This window comes from Klebsiella sp. 2019SCSN059, from assembly GCF_021739525.1.
Taxonomy (GTDB): domain Bacteria; phylum Pseudomonadota; class Gammaproteobacteria; order Enterobacterales; family Enterobacteriaceae; genus Klebsiella; species Klebsiella quasipneumoniae.
Window position 1 is genome coordinate 195,425 of the sequence record NZ_JAKKOM010000002.1, and the last position, 26,745, is coordinate 222,169.

Here is a 26,745-nt window from a genome sequence, read left to right on the forward strand (position 1 = left end):
GGAGCGCGTATGGGCCTGTTAAACCGGATAAAAATGCTGTGGCGAGCCGCCGTCGGCTCGTCTTATTCCTGGCCTGCGATGGATATCGTCCTGCCCGGCGAACGCTATCTGCACCTCGTCGGCAGCATCCATATGGGCACCCGCGATATGGCGCCGCCGCCAGCGAAGCTGCTGAAAAAAATACGCCAGGCCGATGCGTTAATCGTTGAGGCCGATATCAGCGGCAATGAAACCCCGTTTAGCCATCTCCCCGCTTATCCGCCTCTGGCGGAGCGCCTGAGCGACGCGCAGCTGAGCGAGCTACAGACGCGAGCCGGTGAACTCGGCCTGTCGGTCGCGCTATTCGACAGCCAGCCGCTGTGGCAGGTGGCGATGGTTCTGCAGGCCACCCAGGCGCAGAAGCTGGGGCTGCGGCCGGATTACGGTATCGATTATCAGTTGCTGATGGCCGCCCGCGAGAGCAACATAGCGGTGATGGAGCTGGAAGGCGCCGACAGCCAGATCGCGCTGCTGCGCGACCTGCCCGATGGCGGAATGGCGCTGCTGGAGGATACGCTGACCCACTGGCGCACCAACGCCCGTTTACTGCAGGTCATGATCGGCTGGTGGCTGGAGCAACCGCCGTCGCGCGGCGCGGTATCGCTGCCGACGACCTTCAGCCAGTCTTTATATGATGTGCTGATGCACCAGCGCAATCTCGCCTGGCGCGAGACGCTGCTGGCCCTGCCGCCGGGCCGCTACGTGGTCGCCGTCGGCGCGCTGCATCTGTATGGCGAAGGGAATCTGCCGGATATGCTGACATAAAAAAATGGCCAATATTGCTATTGGCCCGTCAAAGAGGAATTTCATCATTATTATTATCCCGGGATTTGCATCCCGGATCGTCTGATTGTCGCTCAAAGTGACCATCACTGCCAACACTATTGCGCAAGATGGTACTATTTTTTAGACAACCTGCGGGCGTATTCTGACGTCACGCAAAACCGGTTGGTAAGAAGGATAGCTATGACTCCCGCCGTTAAATTACTCGAAAAAAACAAAATCCCCTTTCAGATCCACAGTTACGATCACGATCCCAATGAGACCAACTTCGGTGATGAAGTGGTGCGCAAGCTCGGCCTCAATGCCGACCAGGTATACAAGACCCTGCTGGTCGCCGTAAATGGCGATATGAAGCATCTGGCGGTCGCCGTCACCCCGGTCGCCGGGCAGCTGGATTTGAAGAAAGTGGCGAAAGCGCTGGGCGCCAAGAAAGTCGACATGGCCGACCCGATGGTGGCGCAGCGTATCACCGGCTATCTGGTGGGCGGTATCAGTCCGCTGGGGCAGAAGAAGCGCCTGCCGACGGTGATTGACGCCCCGGCGCAGGAATTTGCCACCATTTACATTTCCGGCGGCAAACGCGGGCTGGATATTGAGCTGGCGGCCAGCGATCTGGCGCAGCTGCTGGATGCGAAGTTCGCCGATATCGCCCGCCGCGATTGATGACGCGCCCCGTGCCCGGTAAGCGCAGCGCCACCGGGAAAGCGCCCGGATAGCGACGCAGCGCGCTTTATCCGGGCTTCCCCTCAGGGTTACTGCCAGCTCACCTCGCCTTTCGGCTCATAGGCGGCGGCATCCAGCGGCGAGTTCTTCTCAATATACTCTTTCAGCACTTCGGCATCGATAAAGCCGGTATTCACATACCCGGGTTTATCGGCGATGTTCGGATAGCCATCGCCGCCGGTGGCGTTAAAGCTCAGCGTCGCCATCCGGTAGGTCTTCGCCGGATCCACCGGTTCGCCTTTGATTTTCAGATCGTTCAACTTGCCGTCTTTGGCCACAAAGCTGACGTTCGCAAACTGCGGATAGGCGCCGGAATCCGGCTTCATCTGCGCGACGGCGGTCAGGTAATCCACCACCTCTTTGCCGCTCATATCGACATAGGTCAGCACATTGCCGAACGGCTGGACCTTCATCACATCCTTGTAGGTGATATCGCCCGCCTCGATGGAGTCGCGGATCCCGCCGCCGCTCATCACCGCGAAATCCGCGTTACTGCGCGCCATCTGCGCCGCCAGCAGCAGGTGGCCCATATTGGTCTGTACGAAGCGCACTTTACTACGATCGCCCTCCAGATGACCATTCACGCTGCCGATCTTGACCTGCAGTTGCGCCTTACCTTTGTTCTGGAACGGCGTCAGCAGCGACATCATCTGCGGGTTCTCCGCGATCTGCGGCGTATACAGCACCCGCTCGCTTTGGCCGTTATCGTATGTCACTTTTTTCTTCAGGTTGACCGGGATCAGCTGATAGTGCACCAGCTTCATCTCACCGTTGCGGAACTCAAAATCGGCGCGGCCGACGTATTTGCCCCACTCATGCGCCTGGACGATCCAGATACCGTTCTGACGATCCGGGGCGCACGGCGTCCCTGGCACATAGTCGACCTGTTTTTTATTTTCCGACGCCATGCACACCGGATCCTGCGAGTGACCGCCGACGATCATCGCCAGCGAGCCCGCGGGTAAACTGCGTGCCATCTCGACATCCCCCGGCGCGTTAGACCCGTGGTTGCCGTTGTCATAGTGGCCCATATGGGTGGTGGCCAGGATCACGTCCGGCTTTTCATTCTGCTGCAGCTCCTGGATCACCAGCTTCGCCTCTTCCGCCGGTTTGCGGAATTCGATATCGGTGAAATATTCCGGATTGCCAATCTTGGCCGTATCGTCAGTGGTTAAGCCAATTACCGCGATTTTTAACCCGCCGCGTTTAAACAGCGCCCAGGGTTTGAACAGCCGTTCGCCGGTGCTTTTCTGATAAATATTGGCCGACAGGAACGGGAACTTCGCCCACTTTTCCTGCTGGCGCAGCACGCTCAGCGGATTATCAAACTCATGGTTCCCCACCGCCATCGCGTCGTAGCCGATCAAGTTCATGCCGCGAAAATCGGGCTCTGCATCCTGTAAATCAGACTCCGGCACCCCGGTATTGATATCCCCGCCGGACAGCAGCAGAACGCTACCGCCTTCGGCCGCCACCTCTTTACGAATACCGTCCACCAGCGTTTTCTGCGCCGCCAGGCCATATTCGCCGTAGTCATTGCGCCAGAAATGGCCGTGGTGATCGTTGGTGTGCAGGATGGTAATTTTATAGGTTTTATCCTGCTCATAGGCCTGCGCGGACAGGCTGCCCAGCGATAAAGCGGCGAATAACGCCAGCGCCACGCTGTGTTTGAAATAATGCATGCTTCACTCCCTGACTTAATCCCAAGTGCCGAAAGTATAGCGAGTTAGCCGCGTTGACAAATATGTTTTCAGAATTGCGACTTCCTTCAAACCTTATCTGCAGGTATGTTAGTCGGATAATAATTCTACCCGTCATACTTCAAGTTGCATGTGCGTTGGCAATAACTCGGCCCATCCCTGGGCCTCGCCCTTACGGGCGCAGTGAACTGCGTTCAAATTCGTTCCTGACGAATTTGTCCTCGCTCACCCCAGTCACTTACGAGAGTAAGCTCCTGGGGATTCGCTGCGTCGCCGCCTGCCTGCAACTCGAATTATTTAGGGTAACAACCTGCATTCTCTACAACAAATCGAACTCGCTGAAGTGAACCTATGACAACCAACCAATCCGCTCAGACCTTACCCAGTACCGACGCGCCGCCGCAAAAAGCGCGCACCTCGTTTGGCATCTTAGGCGCGATCAGCCTGTCCCATTTGCTTAACGATATGATCCAGTCGCTCATACTCGCTATCTACCCGCTGCTGCAGGCCGAGTTCTCCCTTACCTTCGTGCAGATTGGGATGATCACCCTCACCTTCCAGCTCACCTCATCGCTGTTCCAGCCGGTGATTGGCTACATCACCGATAAACGATCGATGCCGTGGTCGCTGCCGGTGGGCATGTGCTTTACCCTCTGCGGTTTGATCCTGCTGGCGCTGGCCGGTAGCTTCGGTATGGTGCTGCTGGCCGCCGCGCTGGTGGGTACCGGCTCCTCGGTTTTCCATCCGGAATCATCCCGCGTGGCGCGGATGGCCTCCGGCGGCCGTCACGGCCTGGCCCAGTCGCTGTTCCAGGTCGGCGGCAACTTCGGCAGTTCGCTTGGCCCGCTGCTGGCGGCGGTGATCATCGCCCCGTATGGTAAAGGCAACGTCGCCTGGTTCGTGCTGGCCGCCCTGCTGGCTATCGTCGTGCTGTCGCAAATCAGCCGCTGGTACGCCGCGCAGCACCGGATGAATAAGGGCAAACCGAAGCCGGCGATCGTCAATCCGCTGCCGCGCAATAAGGTGATTCTGGCGGTAGGTATTCTGCTGATGCTGATTTTCTCGAAATACTTCTATATGGCGAGCATCAGCAGCTATTACACCTTTTATCTGATGCATAAGTTCGGCTTATCGGTGCAAAACGCCCAGCTGCATCTGTTTGCCTTCCTGTTCGCGGTGGCCGCCGGGACGGTGATTGGCGGGCCCGTTGGCGATAAGATTGGACGAAAATATGTTATTTGGGGCTCTATCCTCGGCGTGGCGCCTTTCACCCTTGTTTTACCCTATGCCAGCCTTGAATGGACCGGAATTTTAACGGTGATCATTGGTTTTATCCTCGCCTCGGCCTTCTCCGCTATTCTGGTCTATGCCCAGGAGCTGCTGCCGGGACGTATCGGCATGGTTTCAGGCCTGTTTTTCGGCTTCGCCTTTGGTATGGGCGGCCTTGGCGCCGCGGTGCTGGGCCTGCTGGCGGACCATACCAGCATCGACCTGGTATATAAAATCTGCGCCTTCCTGCCGCTGCTGGGATTCCTGACGATATTTCTTCCTGATAACCGGCAAAAAGCCTGATTATCCGGCGGCCAAAGTGTAACGCTGGCCGCCGTTACCCCTTGCGCCATCGGCCTGATGCGCGCATTCCTCTCTCGATTTTTCCTTCTGTGCCTTTTCAGCGGCCAATTGCATTTTTTTGCACAATTCAAGAATTATTCATAAACAAAGTGAACGTTTTTGTCATAAACTATTACGCGGACAGGGTAGCAAAATGGACCGATTCACCACTGGAAAGGAGACGGAATGCACCACGCAACACCGCTAATCACCACCATTGTCGGCGGCCTCGTGCTCGCCTTTATTCTCGGCATGATTGCCAATAAGCTACGTATTTCTCCTCTGGTGGGATATCTCTTAGCGGGCGTGCTGTCCGGACCTTTCACCCCTGGCTTTGTTGCTGACACCAAACTGGCTCCGGAACTGGCGGAGCTCGGCGTGATCCTGCTGATGTTCGGCGTCGGCCTGCATTTCTCCCTCAAGGATCTGATGGCGGTAAAGTCGATCGCCATTCCCGGGGCCATCGCCCAGATAGCCGTGGCGACGCTGTTGGGTATGGCGCTCTCCGCCGCCCTTGGCTGGTCGCTGATGACCGGCATCGTCTTTGGTCTGTGCCTCTCCACCGCCAGTACCGTGGTGCTGCTGCGCGCCCTGGAGGAACGACAGCTGATTGACAGTCAGCGCGGGCAGATCGCCATCGGCTGGCTGATTGTGGAAGACCTGGTGATGGTCCTGACGCTGGTCCTGCTGCCGGCGGTGGCCGGTATGGCGGAGAAAGGCAACCTCGGCTTCGCTTCCCTGGCCCTCGACCTCGGGATCACCATTGGCAAAGTGGTGGCCTTTATCGCCATTATGATGCTGGTCGGCCGTCGGCTGGTGCCGTGGATCATGTCGCGCAGCGCGGCCACCGGCTCGCGCGAGCTGTTCACCCTGTCGGTGCTGGCCCTGGCGCTGGGCATCGCCTTCGGCGCCGTGGAGCTGTTTGATGTCTCCTTCGCCCTCGGCGCCTTCTTTGCCGGTATGGTGCTTAACGAATCCGAGCTGAGCCACCGCGCCGCCCATGACACCCTGCCGCTGCGCGACGCCTTCGCGGTGCTGTTCTTTGTCTCCGTCGGCATGCTGTTTGACCCGATGGTGCTGGTCCAGCAGCCGCTGGCGGTGCTGGCGACGCTGGCGATCATTATCTTTGGTAAATCCGCAGCCGCCTTTTTCCTCGTGCGTATGTTTGGCCACTCGCCGCGTACCGCATTGACCATTGCCGCCAGCCTGGCGCAGATTGGTGAATTTGCCTTTATTCTCGCCGGCCTGGGGATGGCGCTTAACCTGCTGCCGCAGGCCGGGCAAAACCTGGTGCTGGCCGGAGCGATCATCTCGATTATGCTCAACCCGGTACTGTTCACTCTGCTGGAGAAATATCTCGATAAAACCGAAACCCTCGACGAGCAGACCCTGGAAGAGGTGCTGGAAGACGAGAAGCAGGTGCCGGTCGATATCTGCAACCACGCGCTGCTGGTCGGTTTCGGCCGCGTCGGCAGCCTGCTGGGCGAGAAGCTGATGGCCCAGGGGATCCCGCTGGTGGTGGTTGAAACCTCGCGCACCCGCGTGGATGAGCTACGCGAGCGCGGGATCAGCGCGGTGCTGGGCAATGCCGCCAATGAAGAGATCATGGAGCTGGCGCATCTCGACTGCGCCCGCTGGCTGCTGCTGACCATTCCCAACGGCTATGAGGCCGGCGAGATTGTCGCTTCCGCACGGGAAAAATGTCCGCATATCGAGATTATCGCCCGCGCCCATTATGATGACGAAGTGGATTACATTATCGACCGTGGGGCCAATCAGGTGGTGATGGGCGAGCGGGAAATTGCCCGCGCCATGCTGCAGCTTCTGGAAACGCCACCCGCCGGTGAAGTGGTCACCGGCTGATGTTCTGCCCTCTCCCGTCGGGAGAGGGACTCGCTTACCGATCCCAGTACGCCTCTTCCAGGCTGTCCTCACGTTCCGGCAGGCCGCGGGTTAAGCGCGGCGAGTGCTGGTTCAGCACCTGATAGCTCACGCGGTTGGCATATTTACACACCTGCGCCAGAGAGGAGTAGGTCAGCCATTTGCATTTGTGTTTGCTGGAGTTGGGGACGTTATTGCGATGGTAGTTATTGGCGGTGATGTCATGCAGCAGCGCCGCCAGCGCGCCGTCCCCTGCGCCGTTGGTGTTCATGATCTTCTCCGGGCCGCCCATATACGGCGCAATGTGCGAATAAATCCGCAGCGGATTGACGCAGTCCTGGTGACGCATCGCGCGACTGAATTCGAACTGGTTAAATTCCGGGATCGCCCCCGGCAGCAGCGGATGCTGGGTCTTACGCTTCGTCTCTTCTTCAGTGAAGCCCGCCATATACAGCCCCGCCGGTCCGGCGGTGCACAGCACCAGGTCGACCCAGTCCAGCGCTTTATCCGCCGCCGACAGCGGATCGGCAAAGCCGGTCAGCGCTTCCCCTTCCTCTTCATTCATCGCCAGAATCGAGACATGCTCCTGCAGGAACTGCTGCCACCACGCCGGGTTATCGGCAATCACGTATTTGGTTCCAAGAGTCAACACCACCGGCACATCATGCTTTTTGGCATACTCGATAGCTTTCATCGTCGCGTCCGGCATCGGCTCGCCCGGCTTGCAGCGTACCAGGTAGGAGGTCAGCACCAGCGCCGAGGCGCCGGCGATCACCGCTTCCGGAATGCTTTCCGGGCGCAGCTTGTTCATATGTCCCGGGCTGATGGCGAAGGTGCGCTCGCCGCTGTCGCTGATCAGGGTGAAGCAACGGCCAATGGCGCCGTCGACGCCCTGCAGATAGTTCAGATCGGTACGGCTGGAGGTATTGCACAGGTAGCGATAGGCATAGCCGCCGATTTCGATATTGCTGCACATGACGCCAAGCAACACCGAGCGATCGTCCGCCAGCACCGAGTAGTTGTGCATGGTATTGCCGATCGTGCCGCCGGCAAACTGATGGGTAATAAGATTATTGCGCACCAGCTCCTGGTACAGCGCCTCAGCGACGTCATCTTCAATCACCAGCGAGTGGCCCGCGCTCAGGCCGTAGCGCACGATAAACGCCTCATCCACTTTCGCTTCGATATCCACCAGCGTCTGGTCGATACCCACCACCCAGGAGACGCTGGATTCATTCTCCGGCTGAATTTGCTGCAGCAGCGGGTCGCGGGCGTTAACGGGAAAATAGTGTTTGGATTTGCGTTTACCGGGAAATTTCATAGTGGCGCTTAAATAACAGGGAACAAGCGGGAAATAGTAGCATATTCCCCGCCCTGCGCGCGATCAGCGATAAGGCGCCGTCAGGTTGACCATCATCTCAATATGCGCAGCGTCCGCGTTAAGCGCCGGAATGTATTCATATTGCTTTCCGCCCGCTTCGAGGAATATTTCCCGGTTCTGGACGGCGATCTCTTCCAGCGTTTCGAGACAGTCGGCGGCAAACCCCGGGCACAGCACCTGAATATGCTTCGTCCCTTTCTCGCCGAGCATCTTCAGCGTCTCATCGGTGTACGGCGTCAGCCAGGGTTCCCGACCAAAGCGCGACTGGAAGGTCATCATCACCCGCTCCGGCGGGAGCCCCAGCGCGGAGACCAGTTCCCGCGTGGTATCGCGACAGCGCTGAGGATAATCATCCCCTTGATTGGCATAGCGCTGCGGGATCCCATGATAGGAGAGCAGCAGCAGATCCGGTTCCCCATGAACGGCAAACGAGGCGCGCACGCTGGCCGCCAGGGCATGGATATAGTCCGGGTGCCCGGCGTAATCGCGAATAAACGAGATACCGGGAATGGCGCGTTTCTTCGCGAGGATCCGCGCCAGCTCATCCCAGACGGCAGCCACCGTCGAGCAGGAATATTGCGGATACAGCGGCAGCACTACGATGTGCCCCACCCCCTGCGCCAGTAAATCATCCACCGCGCTGGCCAGCGACGGCGATCCATAGCTCATGCCCAGCGCCACCGGGGTATCCGGCAGTCTGGCGGCCAGCGCCTGCTGCTGACGACGGCTGTATACCATCAGCGGCGACCCCTCTTCCATCCAGACGGACTGATAGAGTTTAGCCACGCGGGGAGAGCGAATCGGCAGTATGACGCCGCGCAGCAGCGGCCACCATAGCAGACGAGACGTATCCACCACCCGTTTGTCGCTGAGGAATTGTCGCAGATAGCGCTTCACCGCACCGGGGGTGGGCGCATCGGGAGTGCCTAAATTGGCCAGCAAGATACCTGTTTTCGTCTGATGCATTACCGCCTCTTAACCATTTGAATCGCAGCCAATTGTAGCTGAAATGGCGCTAAACGGAACCAATCATAGCAAAAGGTAGGAATGAGAGAAGTTCTCATCCTGCCGCAGCAGGATGAGAAAAGGCTTTATCAGCCGAGGATTTTTTCCAGTTCGGCGCGCACGTCAGCCACCGCTTTGGTGCCGTCGACTTTGGCGTATTTGGTGTTGCCCGCCTGCGCTTCTTTGGTGTAGTAGCCGATCAGCGGCGCCGTCATCTGATGATATTCCACCAGACGCTTACGCACGGTCTCTTCCTGGTCGTCTTTACGGGTGGTCAGCTCTTCGCCGGTCACGTCGTCTTTGCCTTCCACCTTCGGCGGATTAAATTTGATGTGGTATACGCGACCGGATGCCGCGTGAACGCGACGGCCAACGATGCGGTCGACGATCAGTTCGTCCGGCACATCGAATTCCAGCACGTAATCAACGGTAATGCCCGCTTCTTTCATGGCGTCAGCCTGCGGAATAGTGCGCGGGAAGCCGTCCAGCAGGAAGCCGTTACGGCAATCTTCCTGGGCGATACGCTCTTTAACCAGCGCGATAACCAGCTCATCGGTCACCAGCTTGCCGGCGTCCATGATGTCTTTCGCTTGCTTACCGAGCTCGGAGCCGGATTTTACCGCAGCGCGCAGCATATCGCCGGTGGAGATTTGCGGAATACCGTATTTCTCCATGATGAACTGAGCCTGAGTTCCTTTACCCGCGCCCGGAGCGCCAAGCAGAATAATACGCATTACGAAAATCCCCTCAAAAGTCGATTCAATTTTTCAAAAACGCTAAACCATACCACCAGAACGGCGATGGCTCAAGGAAGGCGGTGCGGCTGAAACGGTTAATGGTGAGATATTTTATGCCATCCAATGTGAAATGCCCCGCCGGAGCAAATCGCTCAGACGGGGCATTTATCCCGTTCCCGGCGTCGCGTCGCTCGGCCGGGCTACTCGTTCAGGTTCGCGTCAGGAAGCCAGCAGCTGGTTCATACGGCGGATAAACTGGTTCGGATCTTCCAGCGTGCCGCGCTCGGCCAGCAGCGCCTGATCCAGCAGCAGTTCCACCCATTCGCCGAACTGCGCGTCATCCTGGGTATCGGCTGCGCGTTTCACCAGCTGATGAGCCGGGTTCAGTTCGAAGATGTATTTCACTTCCGGCGCCGCCTGGCCCGCAGCCGCGAACAGCTTCGCCATCTGGGTGCTCATCTCGTCGGCATCGGTGGTGACAATCGCCGGGGTGTCGGTCAGACGATGGGTCAGACGCACCTCTTTGACCCGGTCGCCAAGCAGGTTTTTCACACGCTCAACGAACGGCTCCAGCGCTTTTTCGGCTTCTTTGGTGGACTCGTCCACTTCGTCCGCCAGTTTGTCCAGCGACTCGTCGGCTTTAGCGACAGACTGGAACGCTTTGCCGTCGAATTCGGTCAGGTAGCTCATCATCCACTCGTCGATGCGATCGGAGAGCAGCAGCACTTCGATCCCTTTCTTACGCAGCAGTTCGAGGTGTGGGCTGCTTTTCGCCGCCGCATAGCTGTCGGCAGTGATGTAGTAGATCTTCTCCTGACCGTCTTTCATACGCGAGACGTACTCTTCCAGCGACACGGTCTGCGCGGAGGAGTCGGTATGGGTGGTCGCGAAGCGCAGCAGTTTGGCGATCGCCTCCTGGTTGCTCGGATCTTCCGCCGGGCCCTCTTTCAACACCAGGCCGAACTGTTTCCAGAAAGTCTGATATTTTTCGGCGTCGTCTTTCGCCAGCTTATCCAGCATCTGCAGCGCGCGTTTGGTCAGCGCGGTGCGCAGGTTACGGGTCACGCTGCTGTCCTGCAGGATTTCACGGGAGACGTTCAGCGGCAGATCGTTGGAGTCTATCAGGCCGCGTACGAAGCGCAGGTAGTTCGGCATAAACTGCTCGGCGTCGTCCATAATGAACACGCGCTGGACGTACAGCTTCAGGCCGTGTTTATGATCGCGGTTCCACATATCCCAAGGCGCCTGCGACGGGATATACAGCAGGCTGGTGTACTCCTGCTTACCTTCCACGCGGTTGTGGCTCCAGGTCAGCGGGTCGCTGTAGTCATGGGCAATGTGCTTGTAGAACTCTTTGTACTCGTCGTCGTTAACTTCAGACTTGCTGCGGGTCCACAGGGCCTGCGCCTTGTTGATTTTTTCCCAGCTGATAACGGTTTCGCCGTCTTTCTCTTCCTGTTTTTCAATCTCAACCGGCAGCGCGATATGATCGGAATACTTGCTGATGATGGAGCGCACGCGCCAGTCGTTGAGGAAATCGTCCTCACCTTCGCGCAGATGCAGGGTGATTTCGGTCCCGCGATCGGCTTTGGTGATGTCGGCCACGGTATATTCCCCTTCGCCGGCGGATTCCCAGAACACGCCGTTTTCAGGTTTATCGCCTGCCGCACGGGTGCGCACGGTCACTTTGTCCGCCACGATGAAGGCCGAATAGAAGCCGACGCCGAACTGGCCAATCAGCTGGCTATCTTTTGCCTGGTCGGAACCCATGGATTCCAGGAACGCTTTGGTGCCAGATTTGGCGATGGTGCCGAGATGGTCGATAACCTCTTCCCGGTTCATGCCGATACCGTTATCGGCGATGGTCAGGGTACGGTTGTCTTTATCAAACGAAACCCGCACGCGCAGCTCGCCGTCTCCCTCATACAAATCCGGCTGCGACAGCGCGCGGAAACGCAGCTTATCGGCCGCATCAGAGGCGTTGGAAATCAGCTCACGCAGAAAGATCTCTTTGTTGGAATAGAGGGAATGGATCATCAGGTGCAGAAGCTGTTTTACTTCTGACTGAAAACCACGAGTTTCTTGTCCTTTCATCTGATTCAACCTCAACAATGCCATTTTAAATGGGTAAAAAACCGTTGAGTGGGAGATGGGGACAGCGGGGAAATTTTTCAAGCGGAGGCGGCGATGGCCGCCTCCGTTTGTTCAGAAAGTAATCTTGTGGCGACCGGCCAGCGAGTGGGACAGCGTAGTGCCGTCGACCATCTCCAGCTCGCCGCCCACCGGCACGCCGTGGGCGATTCGGCTGGCGTCGACGCCATACTGCGCGCACAGCTCTGCGATGTAGTTGGCCGTCGCCTCGCCCTCAACGGTCGGGTTGGTGGCAAGGATCACCTCGGTGATCGACTCCGCCTCCAGCCGTTGTTCCAGGCGATCGAGCCCGATGTCGTCAGGCCCGATGCCGTCGAGCGGCGACAGGTGCCCCATCAGCACGAAGTAGCGGCCGGAATACTGCCCGGTCTGCTCAATGGCGTAGATGTCCGCCGGACTCTCCACCACGCAGATTTGGCCGTTTTCCTGGCGACGCGGGTTGCTGCAGATATTGCACACCTCCTGCTCGGTGAAGGTGCGGCAATCGGCGCAGTGGCCGATCTCCGACATCGCACGCGTCAGCGCCTGCGCCAGACGCATCCCGCCGCTGCGATCGCGCTGCAGCAGGGTAAACGCCATGCGCTGCGCGGACTTCGGGCCGACGCCCGGCAGACAGCGCAGCGCTTCCATAAGCTGAGTTAACAGCGGGCTGGTTTGCATCAGAACGGCATCTTGAAGCCTGGCGGCAGCTGCATACCGGCAGAGACGGAAGCCATCTTCTCTTTCTGGGTCTCTTCGATACGGCGCGCGGCGTCGTTGAACGCGGCAGCCACCAGATCTTCCAGCATCTCTTTGTCATCTTCCAGCAGGCTTGGGTCGATCTCCACGCGGCGGCAGTTGTGCGCGCCGTTGATGGTCACTTTCACCAGACCCGCGCCGGACTCGCCGGTCACTTCCAGCTGAGCGATCTCTTCCTGCATCTTCTGCATTTTGTCTTGCATCTGCTGGGCCTGCTTCATCAGGTTACCCAGGCCGCCTTTTCCACCAAACATAGGCTTCTCTCTCAGTCAGTCATCATTAAAGGTACTGACTGCAAGTCAAACTTGCAGTCAAATGGGGCGGATACTCTCTTCATCCAGATCGGCGTCGAAGAAACGACGCAGGGTCTGAATGTTATTATCCGCAATAATCGCGTCGCGCGCCTGCGCGAGCTTCTCTTCATAAATAGCCTGCCGCCACTCCAGCGGCGTGCGCATCGCGGGATTATCGTCTTCCACGATGGTCAATTCAACCGGCGTACCGTACAACACCCCCAGCGCTTCAGCCAGCTTTTGCTGCGCGCCGGCGGAATTGAGGTGGCGCTGACTGGGGCGCAGATGCAGACGGACGCGATTGCCCTCCTGCTCTTTCCACGCGTTGAGCGCCACCTGCTCGACCAGCTTCGGTACCGCCAGCTGGCTCACTTCCGCCGCCCAGCTGTCGCGCTCGACCGCTTCAACGGCAAGTTTAGCCGCCAGCTCCGGCGTTTTTTCATGCTCCAGCGCTTTTTTCAGCGCTTTAGGCGTGGCGACTTCGACTTTGGTCTCTTCAACCACCGTCGTCGCCTTCCAGCGATAGGCCTCTTTCTTCGCCGGGGCCTGCTCCAGCGCCGCCGCGGCCGGACGAGCCTGGACGCGCTCGGTAATCGAACTCAGTCGCTCCAGCGCAGCGTTATTCACCGGCCGCGCGCGGGAAGCGGCTGCCGGTTCACTCTTTTTTGGGGTGGTTGCTCCCTGGCTGCGCTGCAGGTGGCTGCGGGCCGCCAGCACCTGGCTGGTGGTCGGCGGCAAACTCTGCGACGGCTGCGGCGGCGGCGCTGCGGGGGAAACCGGCTGGCGCGGCGCGGGCGCGGCGGCCAGTGCCGGCTGCACCTCCGGCTCGGGCAGCGGCTTACGCGGATGAAACGCCAGGGCGCGCAGCAGCGTCATTTCGACGCCCATCCGCCGGTCCGGGGCATAGGGCAGCTCTTTGCGGCCAATCAGCAGCGTTTGGTAGTAGAGCTGAACGTCGCCCGGCGGTACGGTGCGCGCCAGTTCGCGCATTCGCACTTCGACCGCGGCCATGTCGGCGCCCAGCGCCGAAGGGGACAGCTGAACCATGGCGATGCGGTGCAGCAGGCTCTGCATCTCCACCAGCAGCGCCTCCCATTCAACGCCGCGCGCGGCGGCGTCATTGACGCCCGCCATGACCCGCTCGCCATCGGCGGCGACCAGGGCTTCAATCAGCGACAGCGCCTGATCGTCATCGAGGGTGCCGAGCATGGCGCTCACCGACGCCGCCGTCAGTTGCCCTTCTCCACTGGCAATAGCCTGATCGGTCAGACTTAAGGCATCACGCAGGCTGCCGTCGGCGGCGCGCGACAGAAGCTGCAGCGCGCGGGGCTCGAAGGCAATCTGCTCTTCGCCAAGAATATGCTCCAGCTGATGGCGGATCTGTTCAACGTCCAGCGCCTTCAGGTGGAACTGCAGGCAGCGGGATAAGATCGTCACCGGCAGCTTCTGCGGATCCGTCGTCGCCAGCAGGAATTTGACGTGCGCCGGCGGCTCCTCCAGCGTCTTTAATAACGCGTTGAAGCTGTGGCGCGACAGCATATGGACTTCGTCGATGAGATAGACCTTAAAGCGGCCGCGGGCCGGCGCGTACTGGACGTTATCCAGCAGGTCGCGAGTATCTTCGACTTTGGTTCGCGAGGCGGCGTCAATCTCAATCAGATCGACAAAGCGCCCCTGTTCTATTTCCCGGCAGTTATCGCACACGCCGCAGGGGGTGGCGGTGATGCCGGTTTCACAGTTTAACCCTTTCGCCAGCAGGCGGGCGATGGAAGTCTTACCGACCCCGCGGGTACCGGAAAAGAGATAAGCGTGATGAATGCGCCCTAACGACAAGCCGTTCGCCAGTGCGGTCAGCACATGTTCCTGGCCGACGACGTCAGCAAAGGTTTGTGGGCGCCATTTACGGGCTAAGACCTGATAACTCATGGGCTGGCTCTGAAACGCTGGAAGGTGAAATCACGAAGGGGTCATGCTATCACAGCCCCGCCCGATCGGCGAGGCTATGTGGAGGGATTTGCTTAGTGGCCCGGGAACGGCACCAGACTGTAGCAGTGGACCCCCAGCTTCTCCAGGCGCTGTTCGCCGCCCAGATCGAAGAGATTGATAATGAAAGCGGCATCCTGTACTTCGCCGCCGAGACGGCGGATCAGTTTGACCGTCGCGTCGATGGTTCCGCCGGTCGCCAGCAGATCGTCCACCACCAGCACTTTGTCGCCCGGTTTGATGGCGTCAACGTGGATCTCCAGCTGATCGGTGCCGTACTCCAGCTCATAGCTCTCAGCGATGGTTTCACGCGGCAACTTACGCGGCTTGCGTACCGGAACAAAGCCCACGCCCAGCGCCAGCGCAACCGGTGCGCCGAAAAGGAAGCCACGCGCCTCAGTCCCTACCACTTTGGTAATTCCCGCGTCTTTGTAGCGCTCGGTCAGCAGTTCAATGCTGAGCGCGTAAGCTTTCGGGTCTTCCAGTAAACTGGTGACATCGCGGAAAAGAATGCCAGGTTTTGGATAATCCTCGATACTCTGGATGCTGTTCTTCAGATATTCAAGCTGCTGTGCAGTTGCGGTCATAAGTGTATGCCTGATTGAAACGGTATTACCCACGGGCGTGCAAAAGGGGCCAAAGAAACATTTGTTTAACCTTTGACCAGGCTTACCCGCGCTCGAAAACGCCAGAATTTACTGGCTGTCAGCAACAATTGCAACAGGCATTATTGCGCATCAGTGCTTTTGTTGCTTTGCGTCAACCACCGGAATGCGCCACATAAAGATCAGCAGACAGGCCAAAATGACCAACAGCATAATGCGCACCCACGTAAGCTTAACCAGCCACAGTGAAATAGCAAAAGTCGCCACGATCATGGCAATGGCGCGCGGTTTGGCGCCGCGGGGCATGGCGCGGTACTGCTGCCAGTGGCGAAGATAGCCGCCGAACCATGAGCGATACAGCAGCCACTGGTGAAAGCGTGGCGATGAGCGGGCAAAGCACCAGGCGGCGAGCAGAATAAACGGCGTCGTCGGCAGCAACGGTAAGAAAACACCCAGCGTACCCAGCGCTACCGCCAGCCAGCCGATAATGGTTAAAATAACAGGTGGCATAATGCGAATCGTTATCAACAGATACGGCTACTGTAGCACAGTTGGCTGATGGAAAATGGAGGGGGCGGGTGAAAACAGCTCAACTTTTACAAACGCTGAACAATCAGCTCAGCGAGCTGGCCGCGCTGGTGGCGCCGCTGGCGGAGCACGCGACCCTCAGCCCGCGCTTTGACCGCCAGCTCTTCCACACCCGCAGCACGCTGATGCAGGCCTATCTGGCGGAAGCCCAACACAACTTTAACCAGCTCCGCCAGGCCGTCGAGCGCCAGCAGCTGCCGCAGGTAGCCTGGATCGCCGAGCGGCTGGCGGCGCAAATCGCCGCGCTGCGTCGCGAAACCGCCACCTGGTCGCTGCGCAGTTGGGACCATGCCTCGCCAACGCTGAGCCGCTGGCAGCGCCGTCGCCTGCAGCATCAGGAGTATGAGCGCCGCCTGCTGGCGATGCGCGACCAACGCCAGCGCCAGCTGACGCAGGCTACCAGCCTTGACGAGCAGCAGCGGCTGGCCAGCGAAGTCGAGGTCTACAGCGGACGGCTGGCGCGCTGTCGACAGGCGCTGGACAAGATTGAAAACGTACTGGCGCGGCTGACGCGCTAACAGGAGAGTCCGATGTCGCTGGAAAAAGCCCCCGATGAGGTCAAACTGGCCGTCGATTTAATCATGTTGCTGGAGTCGCATCAGATCCCGGCGCAAACGGTGCTGGACGCGCTGGAAATTGTCAGGCGGGATTATGCAAACAAGTTAAAAAACGCGGAAAGCGCCTCGCAAACGCCGCAGAAGTAAGATGTTGCCCACGACGACGTGCTGGCAGAGTGGTCCTCTGCGCATGACGCCGATGGAGGCAATATTGATGGAAAAGGTCAGTCAAACCCCGCACGATGCGGTTTTTCGCCAGATGCTGATGCATCAGGCGGTGGCGAAGGATTTCCTGCAGCTGTATCTGCCCGCGCCGTTTCTGGCAATTTGCGAGCTGGATTCACTGCAGCTGGTCTCCGGTAGCTTTGTTGAAGAGGACCTGCGCGCCAGCTATTCCGATATCCTTTACTCACTGCGCACCCGCCACGGACCGGGCTATGTTTACGCGCTGATTGAGCACCAGAGTACCCCGGACAAGCTGATGGCGTTTCGCCTGCTGCGCTACGCGCTGGCCGCCATGCAGCGTCATCTGGACGCTGGCCACGACACGCTGCCGCTGGTGGTGCCAATTCTGTTTTATCACGGCAAGGTCAGCCCCTGGCCCTGGCCCCGCAACTGGCAACAGCTATTCGCCGAACCGGCGCTGGCGAAGGCGCTCTATAGCGGTGATTTTCCGCTGGTGGACCTCACCGTTATGCCAGATAATCAGATCGTCCGTCATCGGCGTATGGCCATGCTGGAGCTGTTGCAAAAGCATATCCGCCATCGCGATCTGGCCGAGCTGCAGGTGCCGCTGATTGCGCTGATGACGCAAGGCTATCTGACAGAAGCGCAGTTAAATACGCTGCTGCGCTATATGTTGCAGGCGGGTACCACGGAACATCCGGGGGCGCTGATCCGCGCGCTGGCGGCGCAGTCGCCCAGACATAAGGAGCTGATGATGACCATTGCCGAATGGCTGGAAGAGAAAGGCCGTAAACAGGGGCAGCAGGAGGGCGAGCAGGAAGGTCGAGAAGCCGCCACTCGCAGCATCGCCGCCAGAATGCTGGCGCGCGGCCTCGAACGTCAAATCGTGCGGGAACTCACCGGGCTTAGCGACGAAGAGCTCGCCGCGCTGACGCCCTGATGCAGCAGGGGCGGCTTTGCGCCGCCCCTTTTCAGTTAAGACGCGACGGAGGGAGCTAAATCGTCACCCTTTCCGTCCCGCTTCACTTCCGTGACCTCGTCGCCCTTTTCATTTCGCAGATGGACTTCCAGCTGGTTAAAGGCAATGTTGATGTCATTCTCCCGGCACAGACGGTCGATGGCGCGGTTGAGCTCATCCACCGTGTAGCTGCGATCGCGCAGTTCACGGACATACAGACGCAGTTCATGATCCAGGGTACTGGCCCCGAAGGTGGTGAAGAAGACCGCTGGCGCTGGCTCCTGCATCACTTTCGGATGATCGTGCGCGACCTTCAGGAGCACCTCCTTCACCTTATCCAGATCGGAACCGTAGGCGACGCCGAGGCGGATCACCACGCGGGTCACGGTGTCGGAGAGCGACCAGTTGATCAAGCGCTCGGTAACGAACGCCTTGTTCGGGATGATCACCTCTTTGCGATCGAAGTCGGTGATGGTGGTGGCGCGAATACGGATTTTGCTTACCGTACCGGAGAAGGTGCCGATAGTCACCGTATCCCCAATGCGCACCGGACGTTCGAACAGAATAATCAGGCCGGATACGAAGTTACCGAAGATCTCCTGCAGACCAAAACCTAAACCAACCGACAGCGCGGCCGCCAGCCACTGCAGTTTATCCCATGAGACGCCCAGCGACCCGAATACCGTCATCGCCCCGATGGCGATAATCGCATAGTTAAGAATGGTGGTGATGGCGTAGGAAGTCCCCTGGCGCATGTTGAGCCGCGACAGGACCAGCACCTCCAGCAGCCCCGGCAGGTTGCGGATCAGCGCCCAGGCAACCATCGACGCCACAATGGCAAACAGCAGGCTGCCCATCGTGACGCTGCGCACCACGCTGGCCCCTGCCTCGGTGCCGTTGTAATGCCAGAGGGTAATGCTGTCGAGATAGGCGAAAACGGTGATCAAATCCGACCAAATCGCCCAGAACATGACCGCGAACAGCGCGATCATCACCAGCATGGTGATGCGTAACGTCTGCTGGTTGACCTGCTCGAGGGCGATAGTCGGCTCCTCCTGCGGCTCGGCGCCTTCCGCGCCTTCCTTCACCAGATGCTGACGGCGCGCCAGCGCCCGGCGCCAGGCGATGCGCCGCGCCGCCACGCTCAGGCCGCGCAGCACAGTCTGGTACAGCAGGTTCCAGATCATGACCAGATAGACGGTCTCGATCCAGCGTCCCGCCAGGCGCAGCGTGGTGTAGAAGTAGCCGGTCGCCGTTAGCACCATCAGGGCCACCGGAACGATAGACAGCACAGTGATCGTCAGCAGGCGCAGGCTGTGCGACTCTTTATCGCGCCAGCTTTCCCGGCACATCGGCCAGACCAGCACCGCTATCAGCAGTAAGTTGAAGAAAATCACCAGCTGCCCCAGCACGTCGTCCATCAGGTTCAGCGGCGACAGCTCGGAAATCACCGACCAGAAATTCAGCGGCAGCAGCGCCAGGCTGACGCGAACAATCTGCCGCCGCCAGTGGCTGGTCAATTGCGCCGGCATATTAAAGTGGCTGACCGCTACGCCGTTCTTTTCCAGCACTTTCCAGCACAGGCCAAACACCAGCCAGAACATCGCCAGCTTTTTACTGTATGCCCACAGTAGAGCACTGATATTGAGCTGCATGGTGAGTAAGATCAGGCCAATCGCCAGAATCACCAGCACCACCGGTAAGGCGCGGATCAGGTCGATAAGGATCGCCTTCGGCGTATGCAGTTGGGTATCATTGCGCAGCTGGCCTACCTGGGAGGCAAGCTTTGCCTGATAATCCTTGAGCCACTGCAAACGCCAGCGGATCAGGCCGGCAATCAGCAGCAGCGGTAATCCGGCAAGAAAAGCGACAAACACCGCTGGCCACGCTTTTTCCCAGTTCACGGTGATTTTCATCGCCTTAAACTGACCTTTCAGCGCTTCCGGGAAGGCCTTAATCCACTCCCAGTCCATCGGTTTATTGCTGTTCACCCAGAAAATTTGCTGGGTCAGAATTTCTTTCAGGCTGCTCGAGACGCTCATCAGCTGCTGCTGGTTGATCTGCAGGTTGATGGCCATCATCAGCTGATTCCCCAGCTGTTTATTGAACTGGTCGAGCAGCTCCCGGCGCATGTCGATCACTTCCAGCAGCGCGGCGTGCACTTCATCGTTTACTTCAGCGCTGTGCCCCTCTTCCAGCTTAGCGACATAGGCATCGCTCTGGAACAGCGCGTCGCGTTTCTGATTCACCTCGAACTGTTCGAGCCGCAGATCGGCAATGCGATTGGTCATATCCTGCAGCTCATCCGCCGACGGCAGCGTCTGCTGCTGCTGGTAGAGAATGCGCGACAGCAGCAGGCTGCCCTTGAGCACGGAAATTTGCTCTTTAATATCCCGCTCAGACTGCAGGGCGCGGTCGAGCCAGTTCTTCACCTGAATATTGCGCTGCACCAGCTGGTTGCCGTTCTCCGTCGCCTGAATCAGTTTCTCGCTCAGCTGGTGGTTGATATCCAGCTCCTGCTTGACCAGCGGGTTGGCCTGAATACGCGCCGTTTCGTCGGGCGTGACCGCCTCCTGGGCGGTTTTCTCAGTCAGCGTCAGCCGCTTGCTGTTCACCGCCTCCTGCAACAGCTGCAGCTGATGCTCCAGCCGGTTGCTCCAGGCGGTGACGTAGTCACGCTGCTTCTGCAGGGTATCCTGCAGCACCGTATTGCCTTCGAGGCTCTTGCGCTGCTGCTCGATCTGCGCGTTAAGCAACGCCTGCTGGGCCTGCAGCAGCACCTGCTGGGTCGGACGCAGAGTCTCATCCCCCACCGAGGTGCCATTCAGACGATTGCGGATCTGCTGCAGCTGCTGGGAGGCTTTGTACATCGCATTTTGCACGCGTTCCGGCTGCGTTTGCAGGGAAACCAACTGGCTGTTGTAGGTCGCCAGATCGTTTTGCGCATTCTGCAGATCGTCCAGCGTTTGGGTGACGCGCGATTCCAGCTGACGCAGGGAGAGCGTGCTCAGCGTTTTGCGCGTCGCGTCGTCGTTCGGGACATCGCTCAGATTGTTAAGGCTGTCCACCGCCTGGCGCAGCTTCGCCGGGGCTTGCTCGACCTGCTGGCGGAGCTGCGTCGTCTCGCTCTTGATGCGATCGATTTTATCCAGCGTTTCCAGGGTCTGGGTCAAATCCTGCTGGACCAGTTTGTCCTGCGGAGTCAGTTCTTTTTGCTTGTTTAAGGTATTGAGCTGACTCTGCACCTCCGCCCGGTCAGGGAGGTCCGCGGCGCGGCCCTGAACTGGACTGAAAAGGCCAATAAAACAGAGCAGCATAATGGTAAAGATGAACGTGGCGCGTTGCCTGGAGATCGTGTGCAGCATAGTTAATATGAATGAATGCAAATGCCGGAGAATACCGGGGGTCGTCGCAAGCGCGAAGAATAGCACTTCTCATCGCTGGCGAATAGCGGCGGACGGCGCTAAAAATTCACGTCCCTCCGCGCGCGACGTTTACGCTGGCAGGTTCTCCGGGCCGCGCAGCGTGGGGCAGAACTGATACATCTCCAGCAGGATGGCGACATAGTCGCGCGCCTCCGCATGCAGGTCGAACGAGTCGGGGGCAAACAGCCAGTTCTCCATCAGGCCGGAAAGATAGCTGCGCATTAAAATCGCCGCTCGCCGGGTGAGTAAATTGGCGGGCAACAGCTTCGCGGCGATGCACTCTTTCAAGGTCTGCTCGATGCGCTCGTAGCTCGCCAGGGATAACTGCCGCTGGGCCTGCTGCACCACGGTCATTTCACCGACGAATTCACACTTATGGAAGATAATCTCCATCATCAACCGACGGCGCTCCTCTGTCACCGTCGCTTCAAGAACATAGACTAGTATCTCCCTGATAACTGAGAGTGGATCGTTAGGGAATTTTGCCCGATACTCAATTTCGAGATCGCTAATACTGGCGTCTGACAGCTCCCAAATTTCGTTGAATAAATCTGATTTATTCTTGAAATGCCAGTAGATAGCCCCCCTCGTTACACCCGCAGCTTTTGCAATTGTTGCCAACGAGGTAGATGATACGCCTTGCTGCGAAAACAGACGCAGAGCAACATCCAGAATCAGTTGCCGGGTTTCACGTGCCTGTTGTTTGGTTTTTCGTGCCATAGGTTAATGACTTTACAGAGGTTACGTTTACATACATTTGTGAATGTATGTACCATAGCACGACCATAATAGAAAGACTGTAGTGGGTTTGTGGTTGTTTGAGCCACTGAACATTTTGAAATTGGACACTCGAGGTTTACATATGAACAAAAACAGAGGGTTAACGCCTCTGGCGGTCGTTCTGATGCTCTCAGGCAGCTTAGCGCTAACAGGATGTGACGATAAACCGGCTCAACAGGGAGCCCAGCACATGCCGGAAGTCGGTATTGTGACGCTCAAATCCGCACCTCTACAAATGACCACCGAACTGCCAGGCCGCACCAGCGCCTATCGCATTGCGGAAGTCCGCCCTCAGGTCAGTGGCATTATTTTGAAACGTAACTTCGTCGAAGGTAGCGATATCCAGGCCGGCGTCTCCCTGTATCAGATCGATCCAGCCACCTATCAGGCCAGCTATGACAGCGCCAAAGGCGACCTGGCAAAAGCCCAGGCGGCGGCAAACATGGATCAACTGACGGTCAAGCGTTATCAGAAACTGTTAGGCACTAAGTATATCAGTCAACAAGACTACGATACCGCCGTCGCGACGGCGCAGCAGAGCAATGCGGCCGTGGTCGCGGCGAAAGCGGCCGTGGAAACCGCGCGCATCAATCTGGCCTACACCAAAGTCACCTCGCCGATCAGCGGCCGCATTGGTAAATCCGCGGTGACCGAAGGGGCGCTGGTGCAGAATGGTCAGTCAACCGCTCTGGCAACCGTTCAGCAGCTGGATCCGATCTATGTTGACGTCACCCAGTCGAGCAATGATTTCCTGCGCCTGAAACAGGAGCTGGCCGATGGCCGTCTGAAACAGGAAAACGGTAAAGCGAAAGTGGAGCTGGTGACTAACGACGGTCTTAAGTATCCGCAGTCCGGCACCCTGGAGTTCTCGGATGTGACCGTCGACCAGACCACCGGCTCTATCACGCTGCGCGCCATTTTCCCCAACCCGGATCACACCTTGTTACCGGGGATGTTTGTCCGCGCGCGTCTGGAAGAAGGGGTTAACCCTGACGCCCTGCTGGTGCCGCAACAGGGCGTGACCCGTACGCCGCGCGGTGACGCCAGCGTCATGGTAGTAGGTGAAGGCGATAAGGTCGAAGTCCGCCAGGTCACTGCTTCTCAAGCGATTGGCGATAAATGGCTGGTCACTGACGGTCTGAAATCCGGCGATCGCGTTATCGTCACCGGCCTGCAAAAAATCAAACCAGGCGTGCAGGTAAAAGCGCAGGAAGTAGCTTCTGATGATAAACAGCAAGCCGCAGGCAACGCGCCATCAGAACAAACCAAGTCTTAACTTAAACAGGAGCCGTTAAGACATGCCTAATTTCTTTATCGATCGCCCCATATTTGCATGGGTGATCGCCATCATCATCATGCTGGCTGGGGGATTATCGATCCTCAAATTGCCGGTGGCGCAATATCCGACGATTGCGCCGCCAGCAATTTCCATTACCGCCATGTACCCCGGTGCTGACGCCGAAACCGTGCAGAACACCGTGACTCAGGTTATCGAACAGAATATGAACGGTATCGATCACCTGATGTACATGTCCTCGAATGGCGACTCCACCGGTACGGCGACCATCACCCTGACCTTCGAATCCGGTACCGATCCGGACATCGCCCAGGTTCAGGTTCAGAACAAGCTGGCCCTGGCCACCCCTCTGCTGCCGCAAGAAGTACAGCAGCAAGGGATCAGCGTTGAGAAAGCGTCCAGCAGCTTCCTGATGGTTGTCGGCGTCATTAACACCAACGGCACCATGAACCAGGACGACATTTCGGACTACGTGGCGGCCAACATGAAGGACCCGATCAGCCGTACCAGCGGCGTCGGCGACGTTCAGCTGTTCGGTTCCCAGTACGCGATGCGTATCTGGATGGATCCGAATAAACTGAATAACTTCCAGCTCACGCCGGTGGACGTGATCAGCGCGCTGAAAGCGCAGAACGCCCAGGTAGCCGCTGGTCAGTTAGGCGGTACGCCGCCGGTGAAAGGCCAGCAGCTCAACGCCTCCATCGTCGCACAGACGCGTCTGACCAATACGGAAGAGTTTGGCAACATCCTGTTGAAGGTGAACCAGGATGGTTCCCAGGTTCGTCTGCGTGATGTCGCCAAAATTGAACTGGGTGGCGAAAGCTATGACGTGGTGGCGAAGTATAACGGCCAGCCTGCGTCCGGTCTGGGTATTAAACTGGCTACCGGCGCGAACGCGCTGGATACCGCCAACGCGATCCGCGCTGAACTGGCGAAGATGGAGCCGTTTTTCCCGTCGGGGATGAAAATCGTTTACCCGTATGACACCACCCCGTTCGTGAAAATCTCTATTCACGAAGTGGTTAAAACGCTGGTGGAAGCGATCATCCTGGTCTTCCTGGTGATGTATCTGTTCCTGCAGAACTTCCGCGCCACCCTGATCCCGACCATCGCGGTGCCGGTGGTCCTGTTAGGGACCTTCGCGGTGCTGGCGGCGTTTGGCTTCTCGATAAACACCCTGACGATGTTCGGGATGGTGCTCGCCATCGGCCTGCTGGTGGATGACGCCATCGTGGTGGTCGAGAACGTCGAGCGCGTCATGGCCGAAGAAGGCCTGCCGCCGAAAGAAGCGACGCGTAAATCGATGGGTCAGATTCAGGGCGCGCTGGTAGGTATCGCCATGGTGCTGTCGGCGGTATTTATCCCGATGGCGTTCTTCGGCGGCTCAACCGGGGCCATCTATCGCCAGTTCTCCATCACCATCGTTTCCGCGATGGCGCTATCGGTACTGGTCGCGCTGATCCTGACGCCGGCGCTGTGCGCCACGATGCTGAAGCCTATTCAGAAAGGCAGCCATGGCGCGACCACGGGTTTCTTCGGCTGGTTTAACCGCATGTTCGATAAGAGCACGCACCATTACACCGACAGCGTAGGCAACATTTTGCGCAGCACCGGTCGTTATCTGGTGCTGTATCTGATCATCGTGGTGGGTATGGCGTGGCTGTTCGTTCGTCTGCCGAGCTCGTTCCTGCCGGACGAAGACCAGGGGGTGTTCCTGAGTATGGCCCAGCTGCCTGCCGGCGCCACCCAGGAGCGCACGCAGAAAGTGCTGGATGAGATGACGAATTACTATCTCACCAAAGAGAAGGACAACGTGGAATCCGTGTTTGCGGTTAACGGCTTCGGCTTCGCCGGCCGCGGCCAGAACACCGGTATCGCGTTCGTCTCGCTGAAAGACTGGAGTCAGCGTCCAGGCGACGAAAACAAAGTTGAAGCGATCACCGGTCGGGCGATGGGCTACTTCTCGCAGATTAAAGACGCGATGGTCTTCGCCTTTAACCTGCCGGCTATCGTTGAACTGGGTACCGCGACCGGCTTTGACTTCCAGCTGATTGACCAGGGCGGCCTGGGACACGAAAAACTGACCCAGGCACGTAACCAGCTGTTTGGCATGGTGGCGCAGCATCCTGACGTGCTGACCGGCGTGCGTCCTAACGGTCTGGAAGATACACCGCAGTTCAAAGTCGATATCGATCAGGAAAAAGCCCAGGCGCTGGGCGTCTCCATCAGCGACATTAACACCACGCTGGGCGCCGCCTGGGGCGGAAGCTATGTCAACGACTTTATCGACCGCGGCCGCGTGAAGAAAGTGTACATCATGTCCGAAGCGAAATACCGTATGCTGCCGGAAGACATCGGCAAGTGGTATGTTCGCGGCAGTGATGGCCAGATGGTGCCGTTCTCCGCCTTCTCCACCTCGCGTTGGGAATACGGTTCGCCGCGTCTGGAACGCTACAACGGTCTGCCATCAATGGAAATTCTTGGCCAGGCAGCGCCAGGCAAGAGTACCGGTGAGGCGATGAGCCTGATGGAAGAGCTGGCGGGTAAACTGCCGTCGGGTATTGGCTACGACTGGACCGGGATGTCTTATCAGGAGCGGCTGTCCGGTAACCAGGCCCCTGCCCTGTATGCCATCTCGCTGATTGTCGTCTTCCTGTGTCTGGCAGCGCTGTATGAGAGCTGGTCGATTCCGTTCTCGGTCATGCTGGTCGTACCGTTAGGTGTGGTCGGCGCGCTGTTAGCCGCCACCTTCCGCGGTTTAACCAATGACGTTTACTTCCAGGTTGGCCTGTTGACCACCATCGGCCTGTCGGCGAAGAACGCGATACTGATCGTTGAATTCGCCAAAGACCTGATGGAGAAAGAGGGCAAAGGGCTGATTGAGGCGACGCTTGAAGCGGTACGTATGCGTCTGCGTCCAATCCTGATGACCTCCCTGGCGTTTATCCTTGGGGTTATGCCGCTGGTTATCAGCTCCGGAGCGGGCTCCGGTGCGCAGAACGCCGTAGGTACAGGCGTAATGGGCGGGATGGTGACCGCGACGATCCTGGCAATCTTCTTCGTGCCGGTGTTCTTTGTGGTGGTTCGACGCCGCTTTAGTAAGAAATCGGAAGATATTGAGCACAGCCATCAGGTTGAGCATCATTAATCTGCACTGATGAACAAAGGGCCGCTACTGCGGCCCTTTTTTTGATCATTACCCACAGGGCACATATTGCCATTGTTTATTTTTCGCGCTGCATTTAATATATATTGATATGTTCCCGGTTATATCTATCACGCTGTTTAGCCCTTAGGATCTTCTTACGCTCATTTACCAGGAAT

General features: G+C 58.3%; 21 protein-coding genes and 1 other annotated feature. Of the genes, 9 read left to right on the forward strand and 12 right to left on the reverse strand.

The window, feature by feature from the left end; all coding sequences use genetic code 11:
• Positions 1-9: 9 nt before the first annotated feature.
• Together L2I46_RS03620 and ybaK are read left to right on the forward strand one after the other, a co-directional pair.
• The gene (locus L2I46_RS03620; RefSeq protein ID WP_023288658.1) at positions 10-804 is read left to right on the forward strand and encodes a TraB/GumN family protein; all 795 of its coding nucleotides are present in this window, start codon (positions 10-12) and stop codon (positions 802-804) included.
• Positions 805-1,005: 201 nt separating this feature from the next.
• Entirely contained in the window at positions 1,006-1,485 is a 480-nt protein-coding gene (gene ybaK / locus L2I46_RS03625) for a Cys-tRNA(Pro)/Cys-tRNA(Cys) deacylase YbaK (RefSeq protein WP_004204728.1), read from the forward strand.
• An 89-nt stretch (positions 1,486-1,574) separates the two neighbouring features.
• Here ybaK and ushA read toward each other — a convergent pair whose 3' ends face one another.
• On the reverse strand, positions 1,575-3,227 hold the full coding sequence (gene ushA / locus L2I46_RS03630) for a bifunctional UDP-sugar hydrolase/5'-nucleotidase UshA (protein WP_032734896.1): 1,653 nt from the start codon (positions 3,225-3,227) through the stop codon (positions 1,575-1,577).
• A gap of 369 nt (positions 3,228-3,596) precedes the next feature.
• On the opposite strand from ushA, the gene L2I46_RS03635 reads away from it, so the two are divergent.
• Together L2I46_RS03635 and ybaL are read left to right on the forward strand one after the other, a co-directional pair.
• Positions 3,597-4,817, forward strand: a complete 1,221-nt coding sequence (locus L2I46_RS03635) for an MFS transporter (protein ID WP_023288656.1) — start codon at positions 3,597-3,599, stop codon at positions 4,815-4,817.
• Positions 4,818-5,042: 225 nt separating this feature from the next.
• Complete coding sequence (ybaL, locus tag L2I46_RS03640) at positions 5,043-6,719, forward strand: YbaL family putative K(+) efflux transporter (RefSeq protein WP_023288655.1); 1,677 nt, start codon at positions 5,043-5,045, stop codon at positions 6,717-6,719.
• A gap of 34 nt (positions 6,720-6,753) precedes the next feature.
• Here the strand turns inward: ybaL and L2I46_RS03645 are convergent, their stop codons facing one another.
• The 9 genes from L2I46_RS03645 to L2I46_RS03685 form a co-directional block, all read right to left on the reverse strand.
• Complete coding sequence (locus tag L2I46_RS03645; protein ID WP_236947554.1) at positions 6,754-8,058, reverse strand: inosine/guanosine kinase; 1,305 nt, start codon at positions 8,056-8,058, stop codon at positions 6,754-6,756.
• 63 nt (positions 8,059-8,121) lie between these two features.
• Positions 8,122-9,084: a ferrochelatase gene (gene hemH / locus L2I46_RS03650; RefSeq protein ID WP_023288653.1), complete on the reverse strand. Its 963-nt coding sequence runs from the start codon at positions 9,082-9,084 to the stop codon at positions 8,122-8,124.
• Between the two features lie 128 nt (positions 9,085-9,212).
• Positions 9,213-9,857 carry an adenylate kinase gene (gene adk, locus L2I46_RS03655; protein ID WP_002892184.1) on the reverse strand — a complete coding sequence of 215 codons (645 nt, stop codon included), beginning with the start codon at positions 9,855-9,857 and terminating at the stop codon, positions 9,213-9,215.
• A 222-nt stretch (positions 9,858-10,079) separates the two neighbouring features.
• Positions 10,080-11,954: a molecular chaperone HtpG gene (htpG, locus tag L2I46_RS03660; RefSeq protein ID WP_023288652.1), complete on the reverse strand. Its 1,875-nt coding sequence runs from the start codon at positions 11,952-11,954 to the stop codon at positions 10,080-10,082.
• A 111-nt stretch (positions 11,955-12,065) separates the two neighbouring features.
• Positions 12,066-12,671, reverse strand: a complete 606-nt coding sequence (recR, locus tag L2I46_RS03665; protein WP_002892177.1) for a recombination mediator RecR — start codon at positions 12,669-12,671, stop codon at positions 12,066-12,068.
• Positions 12,671-13,003 (reverse strand): YbaB/EbfC family nucleoid-associated protein, encoded by a 333-nt coding sequence (locus L2I46_RS03670; protein WP_008805448.1) that lies wholly within the window; start codon positions 13,001-13,003, stop codon positions 12,671-12,673. Before L2I46_RS03670 ends, recR begins: the two co-directional genes overlap by 1 nt.
• Positions 13,004-13,060: 57 nt before the next feature.
• Positions 13,061-14,968 (reverse strand): DNA polymerase III subunit gamma/tau, encoded by a 1,908-nt coding sequence (gene dnaX / locus L2I46_RS03675; protein ID WP_102003963.1) that lies wholly within the window; start codon positions 14,966-14,968, stop codon positions 13,061-13,063.
• Positions 13,664-13,728, reverse strand: a sequence feature (DnaX frameshifting element). Its footprint overlaps the gene before it by 65 nt.
• A 92-nt stretch (positions 14,969-15,060) precedes the next feature.
• On the reverse strand, positions 15,061-15,612 hold the full coding sequence (gene apt, locus L2I46_RS03680; protein ID WP_023288650.1) for an adenine phosphoribosyltransferase: 552 nt from the start codon (positions 15,610-15,612) through the stop codon (positions 15,061-15,063).
• Positions 15,613-15,762: 150 nt separating this feature from the next.
• Positions 15,763-16,140 carry a DUF454 family protein gene (locus tag L2I46_RS03685; RefSeq protein WP_004204740.1) on the reverse strand — a complete coding sequence of 126 codons (378 nt, stop codon included), beginning with the start codon at positions 16,138-16,140 and terminating at the stop codon, positions 15,763-15,765.
• Between the two features lie 68 nt (positions 16,141-16,208).
• Here L2I46_RS03685 and priC point away from each other — a divergent pair, with 68 nt between their 5' ends.
• The 3 genes from priC (at position 16,209) to L2I46_RS03700 (ending at position 17,901) form a co-directional block, all read left to right on the forward strand.
• Complete coding sequence (priC, locus tag L2I46_RS03690) at positions 16,209-16,736, forward strand: primosomal replication protein N'' (protein WP_065805424.1); 528 nt, start codon at positions 16,209-16,211, stop codon at positions 16,734-16,736.
• Between the two features lie 12 nt (positions 16,737-16,748).
• A complete protein-coding gene (gene rsmS / locus L2I46_RS03695) occupies positions 16,749-16,922 on the forward strand; it encodes a pleiotropic regulatory protein RsmS (RefSeq protein ID WP_044521303.1) in 174 nt (57 codons plus the stop codon).
• A 67-nt stretch (positions 16,923-16,989) separates the two neighbouring features.
• Positions 16,990-17,901 (forward strand): Rpn family recombination-promoting nuclease/putative transposase, encoded by a 912-nt coding sequence (locus tag L2I46_RS03700; protein WP_044521300.1) that lies wholly within the window; start codon positions 16,990-16,992, stop codon positions 17,899-17,901.
• A gap of 35 nt (positions 17,902-17,936) precedes the next feature.
• On the opposite strand, the gene mscK is transcribed toward L2I46_RS03700, so the two are convergent.
• A complete protein-coding gene (gene mscK, locus L2I46_RS03705; protein ID WP_117132765.1) occupies positions 17,937-21,284 on the reverse strand; it encodes a mechanosensitive channel MscK in 3,348 nt (1,115 codons plus the stop codon).
• Between the two features lie 129 nt (positions 21,285-21,413).
• The gene (gene acrR / locus L2I46_RS03710) at positions 21,414-22,064 is read right to left on the reverse strand and encodes a multidrug efflux transporter transcriptional repressor AcrR (RefSeq protein WP_236947555.1); all 651 of its coding nucleotides are present in this window, start codon (positions 22,062-22,064) and stop codon (positions 21,414-21,416) included.
• 142 nt (positions 22,065-22,206) lie between these two features.
• On the opposite strand from acrR, the gene acrA reads away from it, so the two are divergent.
• Entirely contained in the window at positions 22,207-23,400 is a 1,194-nt protein-coding gene (gene acrA, locus L2I46_RS03715; RefSeq protein WP_023288645.1) for a multidrug efflux RND transporter periplasmic adaptor subunit AcrA, read from the forward strand.
• Positions 23,401-23,422: 22 nt separating this feature from the next.
• A complete protein-coding gene (gene acrB, locus L2I46_RS03720; RefSeq protein ID WP_023288644.1) occupies positions 23,423-26,569 on the forward strand; it encodes a multidrug efflux RND transporter permease subunit AcrB in 3,147 nt (1,048 codons plus the stop codon).
• Positions 26,570-26,745: the final 176 nt, after the last annotated feature.